Consider the following 26370-nt stretch of genomic DNA (forward strand, 5'->3'; position numbering starts at 1 on the left):
CAGGTCTGTTGGTGGGTTGAGCCGTAGGTGGCTCAGCCTTCGGCCAGCACCGTGGCGGTAGCGATCCCGCCGTCGTGGCTCATGGAGACGTGCCAGCGCTTGACGCCCTTGGACTCGGCTACCGCCAGGACCGTGCCTTTGACCTGGATGGTGGGGCCGTGCTGGTCCAGGCCGATCCAGCAGTCCTGCCAGTTCATGCCGGCCGGCGCGCCGAGGACCTTGGCCACGGCCTCCTTGGCGGCGAACCTCGCGGCCAGCGAGCGGGTGTTCAGCTCGCGTTCCGCGGGTACGAACAGCCGGTCCCGGAGCCCCGGGGTGCGCTCAAGCTGGCGGCCGAACCGCTCGATGTCTACAACGTCTACGCCAATGCCAACAATCATGGCGCTATTCTACGGGGACGCTCCGCACCTGCCGTGCACAACCTGCGGCATTACGTTTTCGTAATCACAAGGCTCCCATTCCGAGTAACTCATCAAGGAGGCCGTGTGCACGGCTGGATGTCCCCGTCCATGCGGGGCACCGTCGTATCCATCCCAGATGGCGCGGGTTTCTTAGGGCGTATTGCTTACGGTTCGGTTGGTTCGTAAGGTTGATATATGACAACGACTACTTCGAATGAAGCCCGGATTCATTGGGCTGAGCTGATTGATGGTGTGCGTTCCGAGCCGGTTCATATCACCCGCCGCGGGCGGGCTGTCGCGGTGGTGGTGGACCCGGATTTTTATGAACGCGCCGTAGAGGCGTTGGAGGACGCCGAGGATGTTGCCGCCGCGCGGGCAGCCCGTGCGGATGAGGGGCCGACGATCACTCACGAGGAACTGCTGCGTGACCTTGGCATCGGGGTATGACGGGCCGGTTTGGCGTTCGATATACAGCGGTGGCGGCCAAGCAAATCCGGAAGCTTGACCGGCAGGCACAGATGCGGGTGCTCAAAGCGATCGAAATCCTCAGTGACACGCCGCGGCCACCCAAGGGAAAGCAGCTGGTTGGCGGGGATGGGGAATGGCGCATCCGCACCGGCGATTACCGGATTATCTATGAGATCCGGGATCAGGAACTTTTGATTCTGGTATTGCATGTGGGACACCGCCGGGAAGTTTACCGGCACTGAAGCCTCGTGAAGGGGCCCGGACAGGGAGCGGATCTGAAGGGCATCTTTCCGCTCCGGAGGAGGCGCAGTGCCAGGCTTACCGTGTCGCGGCCAACTCCATTCTTACCAGCAAGCTCGCGCGGGGAGTTCCGGGGCCTACCCGAGCCGGCGGTATTCATCGATCAGTGATGAAGGCACCGGCGAGACGCCGGGAAGGTCCTTACCGGAGCCAGAATCCGGCCTGTGACGGCGGAGCAGGGCCGCGCCATCAAGCTCCCATTGGAATCCGGGGCTGGACAAGGCAGCCCGGTAGGCGGCGTCGACCGTGTCCGGGTATTTCGCTGCGAGGTCCTCAAGGACGTAACCGGGAACCGTCTTGTCCTCCACATAGCCACGCAGGACTTCCGCAGCCGGGTCCTCCGCATTGGCCGGCGGCGTACGGTATGCGGCCTCGACCTGCCCGTAGCAGACGAGGAAGGACACACCCATCAGCGGATGATGGTAGAGCGCTACGTCGTCGGACTCTGCCAGCTCCGGCGGGAAGGAATCATCCGGTGCGATCTGTTCGGCCGCGGTCACCAGCGCGGAAGCCTTGGGATTTGCAGCGACGGACGCCTCGCTGCAGGCATTCAGGAAACTGCGGTACGCCGCGATGATGTCGCCCCCGGTACCGCTCACGATATGCGCGCCAAAGAGGTCCAGGAACGTGGTGTGGTGCTCTCCGACGATCTTGCGTTCCTGCTCGACATTCGCCGGATTATTGAATACCAGGGTGGGAAAGCTTTTGAGCAGGGACGCCGCCAGGGTCTGGACGCCGGGGAGGTCCCGCGGGCCGAACAGGCGCATGGTCCCGCTGATGGTCCAGATGTCCCCGATGGGCACCAGGCGCGTCATGACGTAGCCGCCTCGCTGGACGAAGCTGATTGCCTCCGCCCCGGCAGTAGCGTGGGAAAGGTAATCCATCTCATCGATGAGGTTATGCAGGCTAAGCCGGGCACCTTTGCGGGCATCGACGCGGAAGACGCCGACAACATTGCGCTCCCGCCAACCCTCGTAGACGAGTCGCTCGTCCGGCTCAATATTCTTGTTGGTGCGCAGATAGCGGTCGAGCAGCGGCTCGCGTCCGTCCTGGTCGGGATCATAGAGCAGCGACTCGACGGCCTCCGCCCATTGATCCTGTTCCCCACCCCCGAGCCCGGAGAAGTCTGACATGGCCTGCGAGAGGCGCCGGGCGAACCCCGGTGAGGATGCGTAGTCAACCAGGGCTTCCTTGAGGTTCCCTGCCCGGTTCAACAGTTCGTCGATGCCCATCAGCCCGGTTACTCTACGGTGACGCTCTTGGCGAGGTTGCGCGGCTGGTCCACGTCGTAGCCCTTGGCCGAGGCGAGGGCCAGGGCGAAGATCTGCAGCGGGACCGTGCTGAGCAGCGGGGCCAGTAGGGTATCGGTTTCCGGGATGTAGAAGACGTGCTCGGCGTAGGCCTTCACGGCCTCGTCGCCCTCTTCGGCGATCACAATGGTCTTGGCGCCGCGCGCCCGGACTTCCTGGATGTTCGAGACAACCTTGGCGTGCAGCGAGTCGCGGCCGCGCGGGGACGGGACCACCACAAACACCGGCTGGCCTTCCTCGATCAGCGCAATGGGGCCGTGCTTGAGCTCACCGGCGGCGAACCCTTCGGCGTGGATGTAGGCGAGCTCCTTGAGCTTCAGCGCACCTTCCATGGCTACCGGGAAGCCGACGTGGCGGCCCAGGAACAGCACGGACTTCGCGTCGGCCATGGACACGCCGAGTGCCTTGATCTCCGCCTCGTTGTCCAGGATCCGCTGGATCTTGGCGGGGATCTTGTTCAGGTCCGCCAGGATGTCCTTGATCTCGCCCTGGAACTTGTTTCCGCGCAGCTGCGCCAGGTACAGGCCCAGCAGGTACGCGGCGGTGATCTGCGCCAGGAACGCCTTGGTGGAGGCCACGGCGATTTCCGGGCCTGCGTGCGTGTAGAGCACGGCGTCGGATTCACGCGGGATGGTGGAGCCGTTGGTGTTGCAGATCGAGACCGTCTTGGCGCCCTGTTCCTTGGCGTAGCGGACCGCCATCAGGGTGTCCATGGTCTCGCCGGACTGGGAGATCGAGACGATCAGGGTGTTCGCGTCCACGATCGGATCGCGGTAACGGAACTCATGGGAGAGCTCCACCTCCGTGGCGATCCGGCACCAGCGCTCAATGGCGTACTTGGCCACCTGCCCGGCGTACGCGGACGTCCCGCAGGCCAGCACAATGATCTTGTCGACGTGCTTGAGCAGCTCCGGGTCGATCCGCAGCTCATCGAGGGTCAGTTTCCCGTCGATGTCCGAGCGGCCCAGCAGGGTCTGCAGCACGGCGTTGGGCTGGTCATGGATTTCCTTCTCCATGAAGGACGGGAAACCGCCCTTCTCCGCGGATTCCGGATCCCAGTCCACCTTGTATTCCTTGCCCTCGGCCGGGGCGCCGAAGAAGTCCGTGATTTCCACCGTATCGGCGGTGATGGTGACGATCTGGTCCTGGCCCAGCTCCACCGCACGGCGGGTGTAGTCAATGAACCCGGAAACATCCGAACCCAGGAAGTTCTCGCCCTCGCCCAAGCCCACCACCAGGGGTGAGTTGCGGCGGGCAGCCACCACAACGTCCGGCTGGTCAGCGTGCACGGCGAGGAGGGTGAACGCACCCTCGAGGCGCTGGCAGGCGAGCTGCATCGCAGTGGTCAGGCCGCCGTCGGACGCTCCAGCATCCTGCTGGGTGCGGAAGATATCGCCCAGCAGCACGGCGGCGACTTCGGTGTCCGTCTCGGACTCGAAGGCGTAGCCCTTGGTCACCAGCTCGAGCTTGAGCTCGGCGAAGTTTTCGATGATGCCGTTGTGGATCAGGGCCAGCTTCCCGCCGTCGGCCAGGTGCGGGTGCGCGTTCTGGTCCGTGGGGCCGCCGTGCGTGGCCCAGCGCGTGTGGCCGATACCGGTGGAGGTCTCCGGCAGCGGGTGCTCCTCCAGCTCGGCGAGGAGGTTGCTCAGCTTGCCGGACTTCTTCCGGGACTGGATGCACCCCTCAGAGACCACCGCAACCCCCGCGGAGTCGTAACCCCGGTATTCCAGACGGCGCAATCCCTCAAGGACTACGTCCAACGCACTGTGACCGGCATTCACACGGCCAGCAGAATGGCCCACATATCCAACGATTCCACACATGGGCTCCAGCTTATCGGCAGCAGCGTTGAGATCTAAACCGGGTGACGAGACTCACCTCCATGCCTGCCGATGTAATCCGCCATACCAGGAACGGTGAAGGCGAGGTAGCCACGGCGCGGGGCGTAGATGAGACCCGTGTGGATTAGTGACTGCCTCGCTGCGGACACCGCAGTTTGAACCCTGCCCAGTCGTGTAGCGATGTCGCTGACCAGGGAAGGGGCGTCATTGTCCTGGGCCATGGCCGCCATGAACTCCTGTTGGGCAGTGGTCGCTCTTTCCCAGCGTGAGTTGTAGAGTCCGGCGTCCACTTCGTCGCGGGCCCTGCCGATCCCTATGCGTGCATCATCTGCGTCGATTGTCCGGGAAGCGGCAACATCCCAGATGTGCTTGCCGCAGGCCTGGACGAAATATGGGTACCCGCCGGATGCTTTCAGGACAACAACCAAGGCACTTTCGCTCCAGGTCACACGCTCCCGCTGCGATGGTGTTACGAGGGCGTCTTTAGTGTCCTCGTCGCTTAGGAGCCCCACAGTTCGGTAAAGATACATGCGCTCTGCGTAGGTGGAAGCTTTGGCAAGGACGGAAGGCAGTGACGGGAGGCCCGTGCCGAGGAACATGAGCGGCGCGGGACGCGGATCTTGGCCGAGCTGGTGCAAGGCGACGTTGAGCGCCTCCAGGTCCTCCTTTGGTGCTTCCTGCAGCTCATCGACAGCCAGCAGAACTCCCGTTCCAGCGGCACGAGCGGCGAGGCCCAGCGATTCCAGCATTTCGGCAAGGTCTGTTGAGAGCTGGCCGCTGTCAGCCTTCCCTGCCGCGGCCTGGATGTCGAACCCGAAACCGTACGTGCCGGCCGGGTCAACTTTGAGCTGAAAGGAGCGGAAGACGGCGAAGGCCTCACGGAATGACCGCTTGACCTTCTCGGAGGCCGTGGCCGCTTTGCGTAGGGCGACATAGATTTCTTTGGCCAGCTGAACCGCCAGCGGCTGGCTGCCGGATGCTTCAAGCTTGACGACGACCCAGCCTGCATCAACGGCGTTTCGAGCGCATTGGTTCAGCAGCACGGTCTTACCAACACCCCGAAGGCCGGAGATGATCCATGGCCGCTCCCCCTCACCGTCGGCGGCTACGGCTTCGAGCGTGCCCATGAAGTCAGCCAGTACTGCAGAGCGGCCAGCCAGTTCAGGAGGTACCCGACCCGCGCCGGGCCGGAATGGGTTAGGGGTATTCAGAATCATGAATCAAACCCTATCTGCAATTATTTCGAAATCAAGATAATTATGGATTATTTGGCATAAAGCGGGGCCATCCGCGCGAGCAAAAATACCTGAGGCCAGCACAATACGATTACGATCATCCTGACGGTAAGTCGTTACAACAGGGCGGCGCATTTCGCTCTCAGCCGCGCGAGGGGCAGAATCTCTAAAGTGACTTTGCAACGCAATGAAGCGAACGGTGAGGGTGTCTCCCCGTTCGTTGAGCTGGACCGCCAGACCTGGTCCCGGCTCGCCGCCCAGATGGAGCAGCCCCTTAACGAAGAGGACATTGTCCGTCTGCGTGGCCTCGGCGATCCCCTGGACATGAAGGAGATCCGCGAGGTCTACCTGCCCCTGTCCCGGCTCCTGCACCTTTATGTGGAGGCCGCGGGCCAGCTTCATTCGGCCACCACCACCTTCCTTGGTGAGCAGACTCAGCGCACTCCCTTTGTCATCGGCGTGGCGGGCTCGGTGGCCGTGGGCAAGTCCACCATCGCGCGCGTGCTCCGGGAAATGCTGCGGCGCTGGCCCGGCACCCCCAATGTTGAGCTGATCACCACCGACGGCTTCCTCTATCCTTTGGCCGAGCTCAAGCGCCGCCAGCTGCTGGAACGCAAGGGCTTCCCCGAGTCCTACGACCGCCGCGCGCTGCTGCGCTTTGTGAGCGAGATAAAGGGCGGCGCGGAGGAAGTCCGGGCGCCCTGGTACTCCCACGTCACGTACGACATCGTTCCGGACAAGGAAGTGGTGGTCCGCCGCCCGGACGTGCTGATTGTGGAGGGCCTTAACGTGCTGGCCCCCGCCCGCCCGCGCCATGACGGCAAGCAGGGCCTGGCGCTGAGCGACTTCTTCGACTTCTCCATCTATGTGGACGCCAAGACCTCCTACATAGAGGAGTGGTACGTGGAGCGGTTCCGCAAGCTCCAGAGCACCGCGTTCGCGCAGCCGGAGTCCTACTTCCACCGCTATGCGACGCTTTCCGACGCCGAAGCGGAGACCACCGCCCGGGACATCTGGAAGCGCATCAATGAGCCCAACCTGGAGGAAAACGTCCTCCCCACCCGTGGCCGCGCCCAGCTGGTTCTGTCCAAGGACGCGGACCACTCCATCCGCCGCATGCTCCTGCGGAAGGTTTAACACAGGTGTGCCACGGCTGCGTGGCAGGCAGCGTCCCCTCGGGGGCCAGCCGGCGGTCCTTCGCGCGCTTCCTCTCCGCCGGAGCCGGACTGACGGTGCTGGCAGCGTGCACGCCGGAGGCACCCGCCGCCGTGGCGCCGTCGTCCTCCCCTGCACCTGCGGCGACCTCCGCGTCCCCCTCCGCCGTGGCGGCCCCTTCAATGGAAAGCACGACGGCGGCAGCTGAGCCGCCGCCGCAGGCTTCCGTGCCGCCGTCGGCAGCACTGCCCCGTCAGTTCTCGCTGACGGATCCGGCCAGCCCGTGGCTGGTGGTCAACAAGCACCGCCCATTGTCGCCGGCGGACTACGTTCCGGCAGATCTGGTCCGGCCCAACGTCCGACTGGCTGTCTCCGGCGAAGCGGCCCAGCTGAACAGCACGACGGCAGCTGCAGCGGAAGCGATGTTCACCGCAGCCGCGCAAGACGGCGTGAGCATGACGCTGGCAAGCGGTTACCGCTCGTACGGCACCCAGGTGGCCACGTACAACGGCTATGTGGCGGCCCGCGGCCAAGCCGATGCCGACACCGCCAGCGCCCGGCCCGGCTACTCGGAACACCAGACCGGCTGGTCGTTCGACATCGGCGACGGCGGCGGGGCATGCAGCTTCCAGCCCTGCTTCGCGGATCAGCCCGCGGCGGTGTGGGCGAAGGCGAACGGCCACCGCTTCGGTTTTGTGGTGCGGTATCCGTGGATGCTCCACCCGATCACCGGCTACTACTACGAGCCATGGCACCTGCGGTACATCGGAGAGGAGGCCGCCGCCGACATGGCCACCCGGGGCATCAGCACCGTGGAGGAGTACTTCGGCGTGGAAGCGGCACCTGGGTATCCCCAAACGAAAGCTACGCATACTTAGTTCCCTCCACGCCGGCTGGAATTTACAGAGCTGTCATGTGCGGCTCACCTTGGTGAGCTAACTTGGTTTGTATGTTGACAGGATTCAAGAATTTCATCATGAAGGGCAACGTCGTAGACCTTGCCGTCGCCGTCGTGATGGGTGCCGCTTTCGGCGCCGTCGTGACCTCAATCGTCGAGGGCCTGCTCACCCCGCTGATCGGCCTCCTGTTCAGTGCCAAGGGCATTGCAGAAATGCAGTGGGAGGGATTCATGTATGGATCCGTTATCTCCTCGATCATTTCATTCGTACTGGTGGCTGCCGCCATCTACTTCGTGGTCATCTTGCCGATGAACCATATGATCGAACGCCGCAACCGCCGGCTCGGCATCGACCCGGATGTCAAGGAAGAGGCTGCGGAAGATCCGCAGCTCGCGCTCCTCACCGAAATCCGCGACTCGCTGCAGAGCCGGGTCCTGTAACTTCACCGCAACCAAGTGTGGCCCGCTTCCTGATGGAGGCGGGCCACACTTGTTTGCGTCTTGGATCATTTGCTCAGCGCCTAGTCGGTGACCAGCTCGAGCGCGAGTTCGGTGCGGACAACCTGGGCCAGGCGCTCAGCGATGGATTGGGCCGTTGCTTCATCGGCAGCTTCCACCATGACTCGCACTACAGGCTCGGTGCCTGACGGACGGAGCAGGACACGTCCGGTGTCGCCCAATTCGGCCTCGGCTTCGGACACGGCCAGTGCGAGTGCCTCGGAGCTGTGCACGCGGCTGCGGTCAACGCCCTTGACGTTGATGAGTACCTGCGGGAGCTTGGTCATCACCGTGGCCAGCTCCTTGAGCGTTTTGCCCGTCAGTGCGATCTGCGCCGCCAGCTGCAGCCCGGTGAGGACACCGTCACCGGTGGTGGCGTAGTCAGCGAAGATCACGTGGCCGGACTGTTCGCCGCCGAGGTTGAATCCGCCGTCCCGCATGCCTTCCAGAACGTAGCGGTCCCCCACTGCTGTCTCACGGATGCTGATGCCTGCCTCGCGGAGGGCGATCTTGAGTCCAAGGTTGCTCATGACGGTGGCCACGAGGACGTCGTCGGTCAGCTTGCCGGATGCTTTCAGCGCCACGGCGAGGATCGCCATGATCTGGTCACCGTCGACTTCGGTGCCTTCGTGGTCCACGGCGAGGCAGCGGTCGGCGTCGCCGTCGTGGGCGATACCCAGATCCGCGCCGTGTTTGACCACGGCGGCCTTCAGCGGGCCGAGGTGGGTGGAGCCCACACCGTCGTTGATGTTGTGGCCGTCCGGATCGGCGCCGATCACGATGAGGTCGGCTCCGGCGTCCTTGAAGACCTGAGGTGAGCAGCCGCTGGCGGCGCCGTGGGCGCAGTCCAGGACAACCTTCAGCCCGTCGAGGCGGTGCGGGAGCGTCTGCAGGAGGTGGACGATGTAACGGTCCTCGGCGTCGGAGAAGCGCTGGATCCTGCCCACGTTGCTGCCGACGGGCCGCACGGGTTCCTTGCCCATCTGTTCTTCGATAGCGTTCTCGACGTCGTCGGGGAGCTTCTGGCCGCCGCGGGCGAAGAACTTGATGCCGTTGTCCGGTGCCGGATTGTGAGAGGCCGAGATCATCACGCCGAAGTCGGCGTCGAGGTCCGCCACGAGGTAGGCCGCGGCCGGCGTCGGGAGAACCCCCGCGTCATAGACGTCAATACCGGAGCTGGAGAGCCCTGCCTCGACGGCGGCGGCGATGAATTCCCCGCTGGCGCGGGGGTCACGTGCCACCACGGCGCGAGGCCGGGTGCCGTTGGTACTGCGGTCATGACCAAGCACGACGGCGGCCGCCTGGGCCAGGTTCATCGCAAGCTCGGCAGTCAACAGGCCGTTAGCCAGGCCCCGGACACCATCTGTTCCAAATAATCTAGACATCGGGACAAGTCTAGAGGATGGCGGCTCTGAGCTCCCCTTCCGTTCCGCTGTTCGAAACTACGTACGCGTCGGACCCCTTACAAGTCCGGCCTGATCCGTCCGAGTTCTCTGCAGTGCGGTTATGCTCACAGCAGCAGTCTGAACTGATGGCAATGGGGGACACAGGGAATGCCAGCAACTCGCATCCAGCTGAATAGCCTAACGGGGCTTCGCTTCTTCGCAGCGACGGCTGTCCTGCTTTATCACTTGAGGATCTATTTCACTCCCCTGGGCGACAGTCTCGCCTTATTCGGCTACGGGTTCACTGGTGTCAGTTTCTTCTTTGTCCTTTCCGGATTTGTCCTGACGTGGTCGCATCGTGCGGACGTCCGATCTGGGAGCTTCTACTGGAATCGAATCGCCCGAATCTGGCCCCTCCATGTGTTGACCATGATCGTTTCGATCTGGGTTCCCGCGTTGAGTGTCGCATCTACCCCGGGGTGGGCCGCAGCACCGTTCGTCCTCACGCTCACGCAAGCCTGGATCCCGGCAAGTCCATTCCTGAACTCGTTCAACGGGGTTTCCTGGTCTTTGTCCTGCGAGGCATTTTTCTATTTGCTCTTTCCGTTACTTTTCAGGAACCTGGGGAGTCACCCGAGAGTTGCCCGGATTGCAGGACTGGTCTTCGCAGTCATGGTCATCGCAGGCATCTTGCTGTCCGCGTACGCGTCAATTCCGACAGCGGATTATCTCTTGGGAACCATGCCGCTCTACCGATTAGGAGAGTTCGTCCTTGGCATGTGCCTCGCTACGGCGATGAAACGGGGCTGGCGCCCACGATTTCATCTCGTGCACGCAGTTGGATTATCAACGCTGCTCACCCTGGGCTTGTTTACTGGTTCTATGATGTTCAACGGAATGTCCGGGCCTGTGCCGGTGATCTTCGCGAACGTGGCCATGATACCTGGCTGCCTTGCGCTCATCGCTGCGTGTGCAACCCGGGATCTGTCAGGGAATAGCGGCATTCTCGGCTCTCGGACTCTGGTTCGGCTGGGCCAGTGGTCGTTTGCGCTCTACCTCGTGCACGAACTGATCATCAAGCTTGCCAAGCCTTTCCTAGCCGGCATGGGGTATGGAGAAGCATTCCCTGTCGCGGTCCTCATTGTCGGACTGTCGATCGCATTTTCCGGTCTCCTCCATGAGTTCGTAGAGAAACCATCCGAAAAATGGCTGCGCTCTCGGGGTGCCCGTCAGACCGGATCAGCGATCGTCGTTGGGGTACACCACCCGGACAAATAGGTAATGGAGCGATCCGCTGACGCACCCGGGAGCCGCACTACTTGGTTTTGGGTGACGAGTACTCGTCTTTGGCAAAAAGCCTCGCCATCGGTCTTTGGCCACCCCTACTATTCGATGCATGACACCTAGCTATGGGGGCTTGGCGCTCGAAATTGTGGTACCGGTTTTCAATGAGGAAGCGGTACTCGAAAACAGCATCATAAGGCTCGCCGAATATCTGACGCTCGAAATGCCTTCGACGTGGAAAATCACCATTGCGGACAATGCAAGCACTGACAAGACTCCGGTGATTGCAGCTGGGCTCAGCGAGCATCTGCCCAACGTGGAGTACCGCCGACTGGAAGTAAAAGGACGGGGGTACGCTCTCCGGGACGCATGGGGAGCTTCGGAGGCTAAAGTCCTCGCCTACCTGGATGTTGATCTGTCCACTGACCTTGCTGCGCTGCCGCCATTGGTGGCACCGCTGTTGTCCGGGCACTCGGATATTTCCATTGGCACACGGCTCGGGCAAAGCTCCCGCGTGAGCCGAGGTCCGAAGCGGGAATTCATTTCCCGCTCCTATAATTTCCTGCTTCGCCGGACCATGCAGGTCCGCTTTTCCGATGCTCAGTGCGGATTCAAGGCAATTCGCGCGGATGTAGCGCGTCGATTGCTTCCGCATGTTGAAGATAACGGCTGGTTCTTTGATACCGAGCTGCTGATTATCGCCGAGCGTTCCGGGCTGCGCATCCACGAAATTCCGGTCGATTGGGTGGATGACCCCGACAGCCGCGTGGACATTAAGCAGACGGCCTTGGACGACATCCGCGGCATGGTCCGTGTGGCGGGTTCGCTGGTCAAGGGATCGATTCCCGTTCAGGCCATCTATGCCGAGCTTGGACGGCGCCCGATCGTCCCGCCCGGACGGCCAAGCTTCTTTGGCCAGGTCATCCGCTTCGGCCTTGTGGGAGCCGTTTCGACGCTCGCTTTCGCACTGCTCTACCTGGTTCTTCAGGGCCCGTTCGGGGCGCAACAGGCCAACTTCCTGGCCTTGCTCCTGACTGCTGTCGGCAACACTGCGGCCAACCGCAGGTTTACCTTCGGTATTAGCGGCCCGGAGAAACTCTTCACACAGCAATTCCAAGGCTTGATCGTCTTCCTGCTGGCCTGGGCCATAACGTCGTCGTCGCTGTTAGTGCTGCATTCGGTAAACCTGGACGCAACGCCGAGCATGGAACTGCTCACGCTGACTGCGGCCAACATCTTCGCAACCTTGATGCGGTTCGTACTTCTCCGGATCTGGGTCTTCAGGGTCCGCCTCAGTGACGAACGGTCAGCGGTCCTTGCGCTGCGGCCCGCTGGAGAGTCCGTCCGTTGAGTGTCGCGGAGGCGAGCAGGACCACGGCTCCCCACGGCGTCCATGCTGCCCGCAGGCAAGTGCCGTGGGAAAGGATCGGACTGGTTGTCCTCCTCGCGGGCACCGCCGCGTCATTCCTGTGGGGCCTGGACCGCAACGGGTGGGCAAACCCCTACTACTCGGCTGCCGCCCAGGCCGGATCCCAGGACTGGAAGGCCTTCTTCTTCGGATCCCTCGACGCCGGCAACCTGATCACCATCGACAAGCCACCGCTCAGCGTCTGGATCATGTCACTCTCTGTGCGGCTCTTCGGGCTCAACTCCTGGGCCATTTTGGTGCCCCAGGCTCTCATGGGCATAGCCACCACCTGGCTCATCTATAAGGTCATCCGGCGCAGCCACCCAGCCGCCCCGGCACTGCTGGGCGGCCTGATCTATGCCACAACACCCGTTGTGGTGCTCATGTCACGGTTCAACAACCCAGAGCCTCTCATGGGACTCCTGACCGTGGCCGCCGCCTACTTCGTTATTCGTGCAGTAGAAGACAACCGCTGGCCCTGGTACCTGCTCGCAGGAACCGCGCTGGGCCTGGGATTCATGGCCAAGCAGATCCAGGCATTCCTCCCCATCCCCGCGCTGGTGCTGGCCGTACTCCTTTTTGGGGCCGGCGCCTTGCGTTCACGCCTCCTCAAGCTGCTGGGCGCGCTCACCGCACTGGTGGTCAGCGGCGGCTGGTGGATGGCCGTGGTGGAACTGACGCCAGCCGGGAACCGGCCGTATGTGGGCGGGTCTGCGTCGAACAGCGTCATTGAGCTCACCATTGATTACAACGGCCTGGCGCGTTTCCTCCGATTCAGCACAGCTCCCCAGCCCGGGACATCCGTCTCCCCCGCCGCATTTGAGCCCAATTACGACGGCGGTCTGGGCCGGCTTTTCAACGCCAATTTTGCGCCCGAAGGGGCCTGGCTGCTCTTTACGGCCTTGATCTGTGCCCTCGCCTTGGTCGTGCTCTGGCGGCAGTCCGGCAGCGGCAGGCACGAATCAGGCCTGAGGATCGTGGGTGTCGTATGGCTGGTTTCGGTGTACGGGGTCCTGAGTTTCATGGGCACCATGACGCACACCTACTACATCTTTTCCATCGCGGCTCCCGTGGCGATTGTGGTGCCTTCCGGAATCCACCTGCTGTGGAACCAGAGGCAGAGGTTGGTCCCCCGAATGATCGGCGCCGTCCTGGTGGTCGGGACTGGCTACATTGGGTTCCGGATCTTCCAATACAGCGACGATTGGGGATTCTGGCCCGTCGCGATGGCCTGCGCGACCATCCTTGCCGGAGGAGCGTGGCTTTGGGCGAGCGCGCCACTCCCAAAGCTTGCGGCCCTCTCCGTTGTAACACTCGCACTCGTGATGGCACCTGTGGCAACGGACATCATCACCCTGACGCGACCCCAGGCGGGCACCAATCCGCTCTCGGGTCCGGTGGGAAACAACCCCGAGGCACTATCAGCCCATCTGGAAGCCGCTCGCCGCGGGGACCCGCAGCTTTCTCGCCACCTCGGATTTGGGGTTGAGCCCTCAGCCGAAGTTACACCGCTGCTGAGAGCCTCCAACGGCGTCCAATGGGCGGCGGCCACCTACACTGCGCAAAACGCAGCCCAGTACCAGCTTGCCTCGCAAAGGCCAGTGATCGCGCTGGGAGGGTGGCTGGGTGAAGATCCGGCGCCAACCTTCGATCAGTTCAAGGCGTTGGTTGAAGCGCGGACGATTGCCTACTTCATCTGGCAACAGCCGATCGTGGACGGAGTACCGCTGGGAAAGGACGCAACTGCCATAACCGAGTGGGTTCAGTCCAACTTCGAGGGGGAGAACGTCGACAGTGTCCGAATCTACGATCTTAGGCGTTGAAGGCCCAGCCCACTCGGGCGACCATCCCTCGGCGGTCCGCCGTCCGTTGTGGGAAACAATAACGCTCCTCGGCATAGTGCTCGCAGCGTCATTCCTCTTTGTCTGGGGATTGGCCGCGAACGGCTGGGCCAACGCGTATTACTCGGCGGCAGTGCAGGCTGGCCAGCATGACCCTGTCTCATTTTTCTTTGGATCATCGGACTGGGGCAACTCCATAACGGTGGACAAGCCACCATTGAGCTTGTGGGTCATGGGATTGTCCGTCCGGCTCTTTGGCCTTAACACCTGGGCTCTTTTGCTTCCTCAGGCGGCAATGACAATGGGGAGCACCCTGTTGATCTATCATCTGGTGCGGCGGCAGCTGCCTGCTCCGGCTGCCCTCGTTTCCGCTGCTGCCTTCGCGAGCACGCCCATCACCGTACTGCTGGCCCGCTATAACAACCCCGATCCCCTGATGGTGCTGCTTATGCTTTCAGCGCTCTATACAGGTATTCGGGCCACAGAGACCGGCCGGGCAAGGTTTCTGTACCTCGCCGCCTGTTTTCTGGTCTTTGGGTTTCTCGCGAAACAGCTTCAAGCGTTCCTCGTATTGCCTGCCATAGCCTTGGTATTCTGCCTCTACGCGCAGAAGTCTTGGCGGACCAGGATTCTCTCACTCGTTGCGGCAGGCGCGGTTTTGGCCGGTGGATCCTTGTCGTGGCCTCTTGCTGTCGACCTCAGTCCCCCCGTTTCCCGTCCGTATGTCGGCGGTTCCACGACGAACAGCATGCTCGAGCTGACTCTTGGTTATAACGGAATCGATCGTATCGTCCAACGCGTTGAAGATCCCTCCGCAGCGCTGACCCCTCAGGAATTCCGCAGCATTGATACCGACGCGGGTATGTTCCGCTTGTTCAACTCGAACTATGGACAGGAGTGCGGCTGGCTCCTGCTGCCTGCCTTGATCGTTTGTGCCTTCGTTGTGGCCCAGGTGGTACGGCGCAGATACAGCCGCAGCAAATCGATATTCGCGCTGGCTTCCGTGACCTGGATGATCACGACCTACTTAGTGCTCAGTTTCATGGGCAACAGCGTCCACTCCTACTACACGGCTTCGCTCGCGGCGCCCATGGCACTTTGCATTGGCCTTGGCACCGAGCTGGTCATTTCGTCCGTTAAGTCGATGCCACGGCGGATCGGGATCTCGGCAGCTGTGGTGTTGAGCTCGCTCTTCTCCCATGCGATGTGGCAATTAAGTTCTTCCTATCCGGAGGGCCTGGGAACGGCCCTGCTCATGGCGGGTCTGCTGACCGGAGCCGCGCTGTCCGTGCCGGCCCCCATCAAGTGGATAGAGCCGGCGGCCTCATGGCTGGCAATCGGAAGCCTGCTTGTGGGACCGCTTGTCTGTTCGATGATGACGCTGGCCATTCCACAGAAGGGCTCAAACCCCCTTTCAGGGGGTCTCTCCCGGAGTCCTGGCACCATCAGCCGCTTCCTGGACGGCGTCAAAAATGGTGACCCTGCGTGGGCCACAGGGCTGGCCATAGGGGCTACTCCCGGTCCGATCCTTTCGGAGTATCTCAAGAACGCTTCGCCCGGATGCACCTGGGTCGCAGCAACATATCCGGGGCAAACTGCTGCCCGTTTTCAGCTGGAGGTTGGCCGTCCTGTTATGCCCCTCGGAGGGTTCGCTGCATTGGACCCCAGCCCAACCCTTGAGCAGTTCAAAGAACTGGCCCGATCGGGTCGGGTTTGCTACGTGGTGGAGCAGCCCGAACAGCTGAAGGTTCCGGCAAATAGCCCCGAACTCCTCGCGATTCATAACTGGGTCGCAGATACTTTTGCGTCAGAGCAGATCGAGGGCGTTACCGTCTATGACCTGACCGGCTAGACGCTTGCACGGACACCGGTGCGCTAACCGGGCGCTTTTGCCGCCCTCGTCTATTGGCCGCAAGAGGGCGCTGACGTCACTAACCAAAAAGCCCGCCCCGCCAATGGCGGGACGGGCTTCTGTGTAAGCGAGTTTAGCGCTTGGAGTACTGCTGAGCCTTACGGGCCTTCTTGAGACCGGCCTTCTTACGCTCGATGACGCGTGCGTCACGGCGCAGGTAACCGGCCTTCTTCAGGGTGGCGCGGTTGTTCTCGGTGTCGATCTCGTTCAGTGAACGGGCGATGCCGAGGCGCAGGGCACCGGCCTGGCCGGAGATGCCGCCACCGTGGATGCGGGCGATGACGTCGTAGGCGCCGTCAAGATCGAGGATCTTGAAGGGCTCGTTGACGTCCTGCTGGTGCAGCTTGTTCGGGAAGTAGTTGTCCAGCGCGCGGCCGTTGATGGTCCACTTGCCGGTGCCGGGGACGATGCGCACGCGGGCAACAGCTTCCTTGCGGCGGCCAACTGCGGCGCCGGCAACGGTCAGTGCCGGGCGTTCCTTCTTCGGCGCTTCTGCTTCTGCAGGACCGCTCTCCGAGGTGTAGCTGGTCGGGTTTTCCTCAGCCACAACGGCCTCGGTGGTCTCTTCGTTCTGAGCCACGATTCTCCTTGTATAGATAAGTTGTTTGGTGGCCAGGACTACTGGGCGACCTGGGAAATTTCGAACGTCTTGGGCTGCTGGGCGGCGTGCGGGTGCTCTGCACCGCGGTACACTTTCAGCTTGCCCAGCTGCTGTGCAGCGAGGGAGTTCTTGGGGAGCATGCCCTTGATGGCCTTCTCAACGGCGCGGACCGGGTTGGACTCCAGGAGTTCCGCGTAGTTGACGGAGGTCAGGCCGCCCGGGTAACCGGAGTGGCGGTATGCGCGCTTCTGCTCCAGCTTGGCGCCGGTCAGGGCTACCTTTTCAGCGTTGATGATGATGACGAAGTCGCCCATGTCCATGTGGGACGCAAAGGTGGCCTTGTGCTTGCCGCGCAGCAGGATTGCGGTCTGGCTCGCGAGACGACCAAGGACAACGTCTGTGGCGTCAATGACGTGCCACTGGCGGTTGATATCGCCGGGCTTCGGGGTGTACGTACGCACGGTTTTTGCCTCGTTCTTGTTCTGGCGTTCTTGTTTAGGTGTCACTCAAGCGTGTGCACCTACTATCTATGCGCTACCGGAACAGAGGTGAGGGCTCCATGTAACCAGTCATCCTGAGGTCCCGAATGTGCTCGTTGAGTAGTTATCCTGCAACCGGATTCTCAAGCGGGCACGCATCATCGAGAAAGGACACGCACAACGACTACCAATGCTAGCTTGAACCGGGCCTCAGGGTCAAAATGGGGTAGCCGGACGCTCCGTCGCCACCCGCCGGCCTGATGCACGCAAGGGGACTCAGTGATTTCTTTGGGCAATGCCGGCACCTCCGAGCCACTGTTTGTGGCGGTCATCGGACTCCTGGGATTCATCCTTGCACCTCTGGCCGAGCTGGCCATTGCCAGGCTCCTCCCCCGGAATGGCGGACTGCCTGCCACCCGGGTCCGGCTTACGACGGCGGCTGTCACCGCCGCGGCTTGCATAGCCTTTGCCCTCCGGTTCGGAAATGTCCCGCAACTGCCAGCATTTGTGCTTCTCGCTATTTTGGGAATCCAGCTGGCACGAATTGATATTTCACTTCATCTGCTGCCGAATCAGCTGGTATTGGCCCTTCTATTCGGCGGCCTCATTCTCCTTTCGGCATCAACGATTGCTGGGGAACCCTGGAGCGACGTCGTTCGAGCCGTTGCCGGCGGAGCAATCCTGTTCGTCATCTACCTGATTCTGGCCCTAATCTCTCCTCAAGGCATTGGTATGGGAGACGTAAAGCTGGCGGGCCCGGTCGGCCTCTACTTGGGGTACTTGGGCTGGAGCCACTTGCTCTACGGCGGACTGCTTGGCTTCATCCTTGGAGGAATTGCGTCCGCCCTTATGTTGAGGTTGAAGCGGGCCAATAAGCCGACAGAAGTGGCCTTCGGCCCATCAATGCTTGCAGCGACAGTTGCACTCTCCCTCGTCTCAGGTTGAGCTGACCCGGACTCCGGGATGCTCCCGGGCGGACCACAACGCACCGCCCCAAATACTGACACAAGCCAAAAACTGAGTACTCGAAATCGGTCGTCGAGTACTCCCGAACAATAGCCAGCAAAAAGTCGAGTACCACCACGCATTGTTGCCCCTGCGCCGCGGTGCAATTCTTTAGCTAGCGAAAGTCCAGCAGCTAAGGGATTATGGGGGCCGCTGGAAATTCGCTGAAATAATCCACATCAATTTCACCGAATTAAGGAATCCAAAATGACTGCACTCATGGTCTCCGTTCTTGCCTTTGTTTCTGGAGTCAAGGACCGCTTCACTTCTGAGAAGGGTGCAACGGCTACGGAGTACTCACTCCTCGTTGCGTTCATCGCACTGCTCATCATCGCCGGCGTCACCCTCTTCGGCAACGCACTCAACGCCTGGTTCTCAACCCTCGCATCACGGGTAGGCACCTGGTAGATGACGCTCCGCGACGTGTGCCGCGCCGGTTCATTGAGGGCGCGGCACCTTTCGGAGGTCACCACGCGAAGCCCTGGATCGCCGCATGGGGCGGTATAGGCCTTCAGCTCATACATGAAGAGCTCCACCCACATTAAGGAAATTCACAATGACTTCTCTTATGGTCTCCTTCTTGGCCTTCGTTACCGGAGTCAAGGACCGCTTCACTTCTGAGAAGGGTGCAACGGCTACGGAGTATTCACTCCTCGTGGCTTTCATTGCCCTGCTTATCATCGCCGGCGTCACCCTCTTTGGAAACGCGCTGAACGACTGGTTCTCGACGCTGGCGTCCCGTGTGGGCACCTGGTAGCAGAACACTACCCAGGAGTATGCCGCTCCTCGCAGTAGGCGCGGCATACTCCCAAGACCCAACCACCTCGGGGGATCCGTTGAAGAAGACCTGCAAGGAAAGCACGGACAACAGGAGCCGTGGCGCCGTCGCCGTCGAGTTCGCCTTGGTTGCGCCTCTGCTGCTGGCTCTGATCACCGGAATCGTCGAGTTCGCTCACGCCTACAACGCCCAGATCTCGGTAACGCAGGCGGCCCGCGAGGCAGCCCGCACGATGGCCGTCAAGAACAACCAAACGGAGGCAAAGGCTGCGGCAGTGGCCGGGGCTCCCGGCCTTACTGGGTCTTTCGGCTATGCATTTGCACCCGCTGCTTGCACCCCGAATACCAACATGAAAGTAACCATCACCTACACCTCGACAACACTGACCGGGGTGTTTGGAAGTTCTGTGACACTTACCGGAGTAGGAGCCATGCGATGCGGCGGATAGTGACCGACCCTGGATCGCCAGAACGTGGAGCGGCCGGCGTCCTGGTGGCGCTCATGATGCTGGCAATGATCGGGGCAGGCGCCCTGGCAGTCGATGTCGGGCAGATCTATGCCGAGCGGGCCCAGCTCCAGAACGCTGCTGATGCCGGCGCCTTGGCCGGAATGGATCTTTGCAAAGACGCGGGCGGCTGCACTCAGACCGACGCGGAGGCCCTGGCGGCTGCGCTCGCCAACAGCAACTCCAACGACACCAAGTCGACAGTTCAGTCCGTAGACCTTTCAGTGGCCGGCCAAGTGACAGTCACCACCTCTACGAAGGACGGCACCACGAACGCCGGGTTCCTCACCAAGATGTTCGCGAATGTGCTGAATGCTCCGCCAGCTACGGTGGGCGCCACCGCAACCGCCAAGTGGCTGTATCCGACCAAAGGCATTTCGGTACTCCCCTTGGTCTTCGCAGCTTGCGAGTTCAAGGATGACGGCCTCCCCCACAAGATCCTCACGCAAGGAGGAGGTGGTGGCGCCCAGGACTGCAACGGACTCAACCCGTCAAACCAGATCATTCCCGGCGGTTTCGCCTGGCTGAACCCTGATGGAAACGTAGGTTGCAAGGTGACCGCAGAAGTTGGGCAGTGGAGCTACACCAGCGCAGGCGGGGCAGTTCCCAATGGTTGCATGGACCTCTTCAACCCGTCCATTAATCCCACGCTTGCCAATTCGACCGTCGCCCTTCCGGTGTACAAGTACACCTGCAAGGGAATGCCTGCAGCACAGTTCGGCTCGTGCATTGGCAGCAGCGTCCAGTACTACATCGAGAAGTGGGCCGGATTCAAGATCCAGGCTTGGAACTTTACCGGTCAGGCCAAGTATGACCCGACCAGCGTCTTCTCCGGGAGTCAGAAAGGCGTTTACGGAACCTTTGTAGGGTATTCCGCAGATCCGGGCCTCTTCACCGGAGGCTCAACCACACCCACTGGCAACGTCATTGTCATCGGGCTGATCAAGTAAGCATTTATCTTAGGGGAGAAATTGAAAACACGCCTACTGGGAGGCATCGCCGCGCTACTCGTTGCAATAATCGGCACAGTCCTTCTCATTACATATGTTCAAAGCGCAGATCAACGGGCAATGGCAGGCACGGAGACCACTGAGGTCTACGTGGTTCAGAAAGCCATCCCCGCCGGTACTCCCGGCAGCGAACTCGGCGACTCCGTTGCCAAAAAACCGCTCCCAAAGTCCACCCTCACAGAAGGCACAGTCACTGACGTTGCGGAACTAGGTACTAAGGTTACCGCCGTTTCGTTGGTCCCGGGTGAGCAACTGCTCAACAGCCGGATGGTGGATGCGGATTCGTTCCTGGGGCCCTCAAGGGTCGCGGTACCTGACGGGATGCAGGAAATCTCGATCAAACTGCCCATCGAGCGCGTGGTTGGGGGCAAGATCACCGCAGGCGACACGGTCGGCATCTTCATATCCCTGCAGGAGACCTCCACCAACGGTTCAGGCGACACGTCAACCCAGTCGGCAGGCACGCAGCTCACCTTCCACAAGGTCCTGGTCACGGCGGCTCAGTTCAGCAACGGCACCGCAGCACAGCCGGATGCAGCACAGGGAAACCAATCCGAGGGCTCGCTGAATTCCGATAAGAACAGTCAAAGCGACGGCACCTACCTCATTACGGTCGCCCGCAACTCAGTCGAAGCTGAGCGTCTGGTTTACGCAGTGGAATTCGGCAAGATCTACCTGTCCGAGGAACCATCTGAAGCCAGCGAAGGAAACACCGGTGTCGTGGATAAGACGAAGGTGTTCCGATGAGCCGCTTTGTCTTAATCACACCGAATTCCGATTTCGAACGGCGCGTCCGGATGGCTACTGCCGGCATGCCGGGCTCCTTGCAGTACTTCCAGGCCGACTATCTTCCGCAAGGTCCCGGGGAAGTCCTCAAACAGCTCCTGGGTGAGCCTCCGGAAGTCTTCATCCTCGGTCCAGGATTGCCGGAGGACGACTCCCTGAAGTTTGCGTCCGTTATGGATCTCCAGTACCCGGAGATAAGCATGATCCTGGTTGCTGGCGAATCCTCCGATATCGCCATCCAGGCCATGCGGGCCGGTGTACGGGACCTCCTCGACCCCTCAGCTGACGCGGATCACATTCGCATCATCGTGGAGCGGGCAAGCCTCGCAGCTGCTGGCCGACGTCGCGGTCTTGCGCCCAGCAGCTCCGAACACAGCGAACACGCCGAGGGCGGACGCATCATAGCCGTCATCTCCCCGAAAGGTGGCGTGGGCAAGACCACCGTTGCGACCAACATCGCCGTCGGCTTAGGCCAATTCGCCCCCATGGGCGTAGTGATTGTGGATCTCGACCTCCAGTTTGGCGATGTTGCCAGTGGCCTCATGCTGGAACCGGAGTACACCATCACTGATGCAGTGGTGGGTGCCGCCAGCCAGGACTCCATGGTCCTCAAGACCTACCTCAGCGTGCACTCGGCGGGGATTTATGCCCTCTGCGCGCCGAAGAATCCTGTGGAAATGGATCGGATCACGGGTGAGAACGTGAGCCACCTCCTGAGCCAATTGCGACAGGAATTCCAGTACGTAGTGGTTGACACTGCCCCAGGGCTGGGCGAACACGTTCTTGCAACCCTGGATCTGGCCTCGGATGCAGTGTGGATCTGCGGGATGGACATCCCAAGTATCCGAGGCCTCCGCACCGGCAGCCAGATCCTCGCCGAACTGAATCTCCTGCCTGAACGCCGGCACGTGGTGCTGAACATGGCCGACCGCCGCACAGGCTTGACGCTGCAGGACGTGGAAGCAACTATCGGGGCGCCGGTCGATGTAGTGCTGCCGCGGTCACGAAGCCTTCCATTCTCCACCAACAAGGGTGTTCCGGTCCTTCAGGACGGCGGCCGGGACCCCGCGGCAAAAGGACTCCGGCAGCTCGTAGACCGTTTCAAACCCAATTGGGAAGCCAGACCTCATAAGAAATTGCACCGAAGGGCGGTAGTCCAGTGAACCTCTCACGCAGGCTCGAGAAAGTGCGCGGCACGGAACCACAAGCAGCCCTCGTTAAAGCGATACCGCCGAACCCGTTCACAGCTTCGGCAGGCCCCGCTGAGCCAGTGACGCTTGGCCGCATCCACGAGGCAAAGACGGCAGAGACCGCCAATGCCGTGGACCAGGTTGAACTGACGCAGACGGCGGCGGTTGCCAGCGGCGCGCTCAGCGCCCTCAAGGAGCGCGCCAGCCAGGCGCTTTACGAACGCCTCGGCGCGCGTATCACTGACTCTTCACTTGAGGAGACAGAACTCCATCAATATGTGAAGGACGAACTCAAGATCGTCGTCGACGAGGAACAAGTCCCGTTGTCATCGACGGAACGTCAGAGGCTGATCCGCGAGATCATCGACGACGTGCTGGGCCACGGCCCAATCCAGCGGTTTCTCGACGACCCCTCCGTCACCGAAGTCATGGTGAACCGCTTTGACCAGGTGTATGTGGAACGCGACGGCAAGCTCTTCATGACAGACACGAAGTTCGCATCAGACGATGCTCTGCGCCGCGTCATTGAACGGATTGTTTCCAAGGTTGGACGTCGAATCGACGAATCATCGCCGCTCGTTGATGCCCGGCTGGCAGACGGTTCCCGTGTCAACGCGATCATTCCTCCGTTGGCGGTAAACGGACCCGCGCTCACCATCCGAAAATTCGGGCGCGATGCATTGACTGTCCAGAAACTGATCGCGTACGGCAGTCTTTCCCCGGACATGGCTGAGCTGCTCCAGGCATGTGTCCTGGCGCGCATGAACATCATCGTCTCCGGAGGTACGGGCACTGGCAAAACCACTTTGCTCAATGCCCTATCTTCCTTCATTCCGGATTCGGACCGCATCGTGACGATTGAGGACGCGGTTGAGCTCCAACTGCAGCAGGACCACGTAGTGAGGTTGGAGAGCCGGCCGCCAAACATCGAAGGCAAAGGCGAAGTTGCCATCCGGGACCTCGTCCGGAACTCGCTCCGAATGCGTCCTGACCGCATAGTCGTGGGCGAAGTCCGTGGCGGTGAATGTCTGGACATGCTGCAGGCCATGAACACCGGCCACGACGGATCACTTTCCACCGTCCATGCCAACTCGCCCAGGGACGCCATCGCACGTCTGGAGACCCTGGTACTGATGGCTGGCATGGATATCCCTCTCCGGGCAGTCCGTGAACAGGTGGCTTCCGCAGTGAACCTCATCGTGCACATCTCAAGGCTCCGGGACGGAACCCGCCGTGTTACGCACATCACGGAGGTCCAGGGAATGGAGGGTGAAATCGTCACCCTGCAGGACGCCTTCGTGTTCGACTACTCCGCCGGAGTGGACGCCAACGGCCGCTTCCTCGGCAAGCCGGTCCCCACCGGTGTGAGGCCGCGGTTCACGGACAGGTTCGTCGAGCTTGGTATCAAGATCTCACCCCACGTTTTCGGGGCCCAGCCGGTAAGGGGTCGGTAGTCATGGCCACAGACCTGCCCTTGGGCGTATTGATGGGCGGGCTTTTCCTGATTTACCTCTCCCTCGGCCTGGTATTCGGAGTGGTCCTGAAGGGCCGGGCAGGGGTGCCCCTCTCGCGGAGACGCCCTGACGCTGTGCATTACACGTCCAGTCTGACGCGCCTGACTGACCAGGCCGTGGGAGCACTCAACCGCCGCCTCAAGAAACGGCCCACAGGCGTATTCAACCGGGAAAAACTGGAACAAGCAGGCCTCAACAAAGAGCCTGGCGACTACCTGCTGATGGCTGGCGCCGTCACATTGGTGGCAGCCGTCCTGGGCTTCTTCCTTGGCGGCCTCGGCATCAGCATCCTGTCGTTGCTCCTCGCCCCGTTCCTGCTATTTCTCGTCCTGAATTTTCTCATCTCGCGGCGTCGCCGGAAGTTCGACGACCAGGTGCCGGATACCCTCCAGATGTTCTCCGGCGGCCTCCGCGCCGGCCATAGTCTCCTGAGGGCCATTGATGCTGCTGCCCAGGAGAACGAGGGACCGATGGCTGAGGAACTGAGCCGAGTTGTCAACGAGACCAGAATCGGCCGCGACCTGGGCGAATCATTGGCCGATGTCTCGCGGCGAAGTGCCAGCGAGGACTTCTATTGGATTGCACAGGCCATTGAGATCCACCGCGAGGTCGGTGGAGACCTTGCGGAAGTCCTGGACCACGTTGGCGAGACTATCAGGGATAGAAACCAGGTTCGTGGCCAGGTGCGCGCCTTGAGCGCAGAGGGCCGTGTGTCAGCTTTGGTGCTCATGGCGCTTCCGATTTTCATGTTCATCGGTTTGGTGCTCTTCAACCCCCTCTACGCAAGGGTCTTCACGACCACCGTCGTCGGCTTTGCCATGCTGGCTGCAGCAGTGGTCCTCCTGTCCGTGGGTGGGCTCTGGCTCAGCCGAATCATCAAACCGAAGTACTAGGGGCAGAAGAGATGCAACCCATCGCACTCGCAGCAATCCTGGCCATCATTCTTCCGATTTCGGGAATGATCTGGCTTGCATTCACGGGCGACCGTGCAGGACTCCGGAATATCCAAGCCAATCTCGGCAGGCGGCCGAACCAGGCAGTCCAATCTTTAAATGTCAATGAGCGGATTACTGCCCTTTCCCGCCGTCTGACCCCCCATAGCTACGAAGCGTGGCTTGACAAGCAGTTGGCAGGAGCTGGGCGGCCTAAGCAATGGCCGCTGGCCCGAGTCATCATGGTCAAGCCCATGCTCGCCTTCGGTGGAGCGATGCTGGGGCTGCTCGTGTTCCTGGGAGCACCTTCCGCCGGACGATTCATGCTGTGCATCGGTATCGCCGCATTGTGTTACTTCGTCCCGGACATCCTCATTCGCAACCGGGCGCAGAAGCGCCGTGAGGAAATCAGGTTGGAGCTGCCCAATGCACTGGACCAGATGCTGATTTCGGTTCAGGCCGGCCTCGGTTTCGAGACCGCAATGGGCCGTGCCGGTGAAAACGGCCGAGGACCGCTTGCCGATGAGCTGATCAGGACGCTGCAGGACATCCAGGTTGGCCGTTCTCGGAAGGAAGCCTATCTGGCGCTGTCAGAGAGGGTAGACGTTCCGGATGTTCGCAGCTTCATCAGGGCCGTCGTTCAGGCAGACACCTATGGCATTGCCATCGCGGGCGTGCTCAAGATGCAAGCCAAGGATATGCGCATCAAACGGCGGCAGCGGGCAGAAGAGCATGCAATGAAGATGCCCGTCAAGATGCTGTTTCCACTGATTTTCTTCATCTTGCCCACGTTGTTTATCGTCTTACTGGGGCCAGCCATGCTCCAGATCATGGCCGCTTTTTCTTAGGGGGATCTATGTTCCGTCAGCTCACCGTCCAGTTCACACGGCTCGCCAGCACCCTCAGGGCTCTGGGGTACGACCAACGCGGAGCCACCGCCACGGAGTACGGGATCCTGCTTTCATTCCTGGCTCTGGCAATCGTCCTGGGAGTGACGGCCTTCGGCCAGGCTCTCAACCTCCACTACGTGGGTATGACCACCACCCTCAAGACCGCTCTCGGAATTCCATAGCCTGACATCCCTGCCAGCACCTCACCGCGCCACGGCGCCCCAAATACCGGACCCCCTCGGAACCCAGAACCGAGGGGGTCCGTTTGTGTGCTCAGCCCTATGACCACTTCGAAGCGTCCGCACAGGATTTGCGCAGGGAAAGCGCAGGAAACGAATAGCCGTAGAAGTCTTTGCGCAGGATGCTGCAAGTTCTCATCAACGTTGCATCAAGTGTTGCTAGTTTCGTGGTTGAGCTGGTGCAGGACCAGCCACCCGAACTCGCTCAGGAGTCCACATGCTTTCTCTCCACACCAACCTCATGATCCGCCTTCGCAGTGAAGAAAAGGGCGCCACCGCCGTCGAATACGGCATCATGGTCGCTCTGATCGCTGTCGTCATCATCGTTGCCGTCACCACCCTCGGCGGTCAGCTGAACACCATGTTCGAGACCGTAAGTTGCCAGCTTAAGGGCGGCACTATGTCCGCAGCCTCCGTCTGCTCCAAGTAGTACAGCACAGGCATAAGAGTGGTGGCGGCAACTAGGCCGCCGCCACTCTGCTTTCACGAACGAGATCGGACTGAC

Annotated in this window: 28 protein-coding genes; 21 read left to right on the plus strand and 7 right to left on the minus strand. The window is 61.4% G+C overall.

Going from position 1 to position 26370, the window contains the following annotated elements; translation table 11 throughout:
- Positions 1 to 32: 32 nt before the first annotated feature.
- The gene (locus AC50YA_RS06015) at positions 33 to 380 is read right to left on the minus strand and encodes a holo-ACP synthase (protein ID WP_056344245.1); all 348 of its coding nucleotides are present in this window, start codon (positions 378 to 380) and stop codon (positions 33 to 35) included.
- Positions 381 to 596: 216 nt separating this feature from the next.
- Between AC50YA_RS06015 and AC50YA_RS06020 the strand changes: the two genes are divergently transcribed.
- Together AC50YA_RS06020 and AC50YA_RS06025 are read left to right on the plus strand one after the other, a co-directional pair.
- Positions 597 to 848 carry a type II toxin-antitoxin system Phd/YefM family antitoxin gene (locus AC50YA_RS06020; RefSeq protein ID WP_494981432.1) on the plus strand — a complete coding sequence of 84 codons (252 nt, stop codon included), beginning with the start codon at positions 597 to 599 and terminating at the stop codon, positions 846 to 848.
- Positions 845 to 1111: a type II toxin-antitoxin system RelE family toxin gene (locus AC50YA_RS06025; protein WP_494981433.1), complete on the plus strand. Its 267-nt coding sequence runs from the start codon at positions 845 to 847 to the stop codon at positions 1109 to 1111. The genes AC50YA_RS06020 and AC50YA_RS06025 overlap by 4 nt, the downstream gene beginning before the upstream one ends.
- A 135-nt stretch (positions 1112 to 1246) precedes the next feature.
- On the opposite strand, the gene AC50YA_RS06030 is transcribed toward AC50YA_RS06025, so the two are convergent.
- The 3 genes from AC50YA_RS06030 to AC50YA_RS06040 are packed head-to-tail and all read right to left on the minus strand — an operon-like array spanning position 1247 to position 5537.
- Positions 1247 to 2401: a hypothetical protein gene (locus tag AC50YA_RS06030; protein ID WP_494981434.1), complete on the minus strand. Its 1155-nt coding sequence runs from the start codon at positions 2399 to 2401 to the stop codon at positions 1247 to 1249.
- A gap of 8 nt (positions 2402 to 2409) precedes the next feature.
- Positions 2410 to 4302, minus strand: coding sequence for a glutamine--fructose-6-phosphate transaminase (isomerizing) (gene glmS / locus AC50YA_RS06035; RefSeq protein WP_494981435.1), 1893 nt, complete (start codon positions 4300 to 4302; stop codon positions 2410 to 2412).
- 32 nt (positions 4303 to 4334) lie between these two features.
- Complete coding sequence (locus AC50YA_RS06040; RefSeq protein WP_494981436.1) at positions 4335 to 5537, minus strand: ATP-binding protein; 1203 nt, start codon at positions 5535 to 5537, stop codon at positions 4335 to 4337.
- Between the two features lie 189 nt (positions 5538 to 5726).
- On the opposite strand from AC50YA_RS06040, the gene coaA reads away from it, so the two are divergent.
- The 3 genes from coaA to mscL all read left to right on the plus strand — a co-directional run bounded on the left by coaA (position 5727) and on the right by mscL (position 8049).
- Positions 5727 to 6692 carry a type I pantothenate kinase gene (gene coaA / locus AC50YA_RS06045; RefSeq protein WP_494981437.1) on the plus strand — a complete coding sequence of 322 codons (966 nt, stop codon included), beginning with the start codon at positions 5727 to 5729 and terminating at the stop codon, positions 6690 to 6692.
- Positions 6693 to 6712: 20 nt separating this feature from the next.
- On the plus strand, positions 6713 to 7588 hold the full coding sequence (locus AC50YA_RS06050) for a M15 family metallopeptidase (RefSeq protein ID WP_494981438.1): 876 nt from the start codon (positions 6713 to 6715) through the stop codon (positions 7586 to 7588).
- 71 nt (positions 7589 to 7659) lie between these two features.
- A complete protein-coding gene (mscL, locus tag AC50YA_RS06055; RefSeq protein WP_494981439.1) occupies positions 7660 to 8049 on the plus strand; it encodes a large conductance mechanosensitive channel protein MscL in 390 nt (129 codons plus the stop codon).
- Positions 8050 to 8129: 80 nt separating this feature from the next.
- Here the strand turns inward: mscL and glmM are convergent, their stop codons facing one another.
- Positions 8130 to 9491, minus strand: a complete 1362-nt coding sequence (gene glmM, locus AC50YA_RS06060; protein ID WP_494981440.1) for a phosphoglucosamine mutase — start codon at positions 9489 to 9491, stop codon at positions 8130 to 8132.
- 168 nt (positions 9492 to 9659) lie between these two features.
- On the opposite strand from glmM, the gene AC50YA_RS06065 reads away from it, so the two are divergent.
- The 4 genes from AC50YA_RS06065 to AC50YA_RS06080 all read left to right on the plus strand — a co-directional run bounded on the left by AC50YA_RS06065 (position 9660) and on the right by AC50YA_RS06080 (position 15876).
- Positions 9660 to 10769 (plus strand): acyltransferase family protein, encoded by a 1110-nt coding sequence (locus tag AC50YA_RS06065; RefSeq protein ID WP_494981441.1) that lies wholly within the window; start codon positions 9660 to 9662, stop codon positions 10767 to 10769.
- 118 nt (positions 10770 to 10887) lie between these two features.
- Complete coding sequence (locus tag AC50YA_RS06070) at positions 10888 to 12126, plus strand: bifunctional glycosyltransferase family 2/GtrA family protein (RefSeq protein WP_494981442.1); 1239 nt, start codon at positions 10888 to 10890, stop codon at positions 12124 to 12126.
- Positions 12123 to 14006 carry a glycosyltransferase family 39 protein gene (locus AC50YA_RS06075; protein ID WP_494981443.1) on the plus strand — a complete coding sequence of 628 codons (1884 nt, stop codon included), beginning with the start codon at positions 12123 to 12125 and terminating at the stop codon, positions 14004 to 14006. The genes AC50YA_RS06070 and AC50YA_RS06075 overlap by 4 nt, the downstream gene beginning before the upstream one ends.
- A complete protein-coding gene (locus AC50YA_RS06080; RefSeq protein WP_494981444.1) occupies positions 13978 to 15876 on the plus strand; it encodes an ArnT family glycosyltransferase in 1899 nt (632 codons plus the stop codon). The genes AC50YA_RS06075 and AC50YA_RS06080 overlap by 29 nt, the downstream gene beginning before the upstream one ends.
- Positions 15877 to 16009: 133 nt before the next feature.
- Here the strand turns inward: AC50YA_RS06080 and rpsI are convergent, their stop codons facing one another.
- Together rpsI and rplM are read right to left on the minus strand one after the other, a co-directional pair.
- Positions 16010 to 16516, minus strand: a complete 507-nt coding sequence (rpsI, locus tag AC50YA_RS06085; protein WP_056344277.1) for a 30S ribosomal protein S9 — start codon at positions 16514 to 16516, stop codon at positions 16010 to 16012.
- Between the two features lie 38 nt (positions 16517 to 16554).
- Positions 16555 to 16998, minus strand: coding sequence for a 50S ribosomal protein L13 (gene rplM, locus AC50YA_RS06090; RefSeq protein ID WP_058931751.1), 444 nt, complete (start codon positions 16996 to 16998; stop codon positions 16555 to 16557).
- 297 nt (positions 16999 to 17295) lie between these two features.
- Here rplM and AC50YA_RS06095 point away from each other — a divergent pair, with 297 nt between their 5' ends.
- The 12 genes from AC50YA_RS06095 (at position 17296) to AC50YA_RS06150 (ending at position 26295) form a co-directional block, all read left to right on the plus strand.
- Positions 17296 to 17961: a prepilin peptidase gene (locus AC50YA_RS06095; RefSeq protein ID WP_494981445.1), complete on the plus strand. Its 666-nt coding sequence runs from the start codon at positions 17296 to 17298 to the stop codon at positions 17959 to 17961.
- Between the two features lie 267 nt (positions 17962 to 18228).
- A complete protein-coding gene (locus AC50YA_RS06100; protein ID WP_111906599.1) occupies positions 18229 to 18429 on the plus strand; it encodes a Flp family type IVb pilin in 201 nt (66 codons plus the stop codon).
- A gap of 148 nt (positions 18430 to 18577) precedes the next feature.
- Positions 18578 to 18778, plus strand: a complete 201-nt coding sequence (locus tag AC50YA_RS06105; protein ID WP_494981446.1) for a Flp family type IVb pilin — start codon at positions 18578 to 18580, stop codon at positions 18776 to 18778.
- A gap of 19 nt (positions 18779 to 18797) precedes the next feature.
- A complete protein-coding gene (locus tag AC50YA_RS06110; protein WP_494981447.1) occupies positions 18798 to 19247 on the plus strand; it encodes a TadE family protein in 450 nt (149 codons plus the stop codon).
- Positions 19235 to 20254, plus strand: a complete 1020-nt coding sequence (locus AC50YA_RS06115) for a pilus assembly protein TadG-related protein (protein WP_494981448.1) — start codon at positions 19235 to 19237, stop codon at positions 20252 to 20254. The genes AC50YA_RS06110 and AC50YA_RS06115 overlap by 13 nt, the downstream gene beginning before the upstream one ends.
- A 120-nt stretch (positions 20255 to 20374) precedes the next feature.
- Positions 20375 to 21061 carry a Flp pilus assembly protein CpaB gene (gene cpaB / locus AC50YA_RS06120; protein ID WP_494981449.1) on the plus strand — a complete coding sequence of 229 codons (687 nt, stop codon included), beginning with the start codon at positions 20375 to 20377 and terminating at the stop codon, positions 21059 to 21061.
- On the plus strand, positions 21058 to 22263 hold the full coding sequence (locus AC50YA_RS06125; RefSeq protein ID WP_494981450.1) for a CpaE/TadZ family protein: 1206 nt from the start codon (positions 21058 to 21060) through the stop codon (positions 22261 to 22263). Before cpaB ends, AC50YA_RS06125 begins: the two co-directional genes overlap by 4 nt.
- Positions 22260 to 23744 carry a TadA family conjugal transfer-associated ATPase gene (locus AC50YA_RS06130; protein ID WP_494981451.1) on the plus strand — a complete coding sequence of 495 codons (1485 nt, stop codon included), beginning with the start codon at positions 22260 to 22262 and terminating at the stop codon, positions 23742 to 23744. Before AC50YA_RS06125 ends, AC50YA_RS06130 begins: the two co-directional genes overlap by 4 nt.
- A gap of 2 nt (positions 23745 to 23746) precedes the next feature.
- Complete coding sequence (locus tag AC50YA_RS06135) at positions 23747 to 24697, plus strand: type II secretion system F family protein (protein WP_494981452.1); 951 nt, start codon at positions 23747 to 23749, stop codon at positions 24695 to 24697.
- Between the two features lie 11 nt (positions 24698 to 24708).
- On the plus strand, positions 24709 to 25584 hold the full coding sequence (locus AC50YA_RS06140) for a type II secretion system F family protein (RefSeq protein WP_494981453.1): 876 nt from the start codon (positions 24709 to 24711) through the stop codon (positions 25582 to 25584).
- Between the two features lie 8 nt (positions 25585 to 25592).
- On the plus strand, positions 25593 to 25808 hold the full coding sequence (locus AC50YA_RS06145; protein ID WP_494981454.1) for a Flp family type IVb pilin: 216 nt from the start codon (positions 25593 to 25595) through the stop codon (positions 25806 to 25808).
- A 274-nt stretch (positions 25809 to 26082) separates the two neighbouring features.
- Entirely contained in the window at positions 26083 to 26295 is a 213-nt protein-coding gene (locus tag AC50YA_RS06150) for a Flp family type IVb pilin (protein WP_494981455.1), read from the plus strand.
- The last annotated feature ends 75 nt before the right edge of the window (positions 26296 to 26370 follow it).

The sequence above is a fragment of the Pseudarthrobacter sp. RHLT3-21 genome (genome assembly GCF_059383495.1).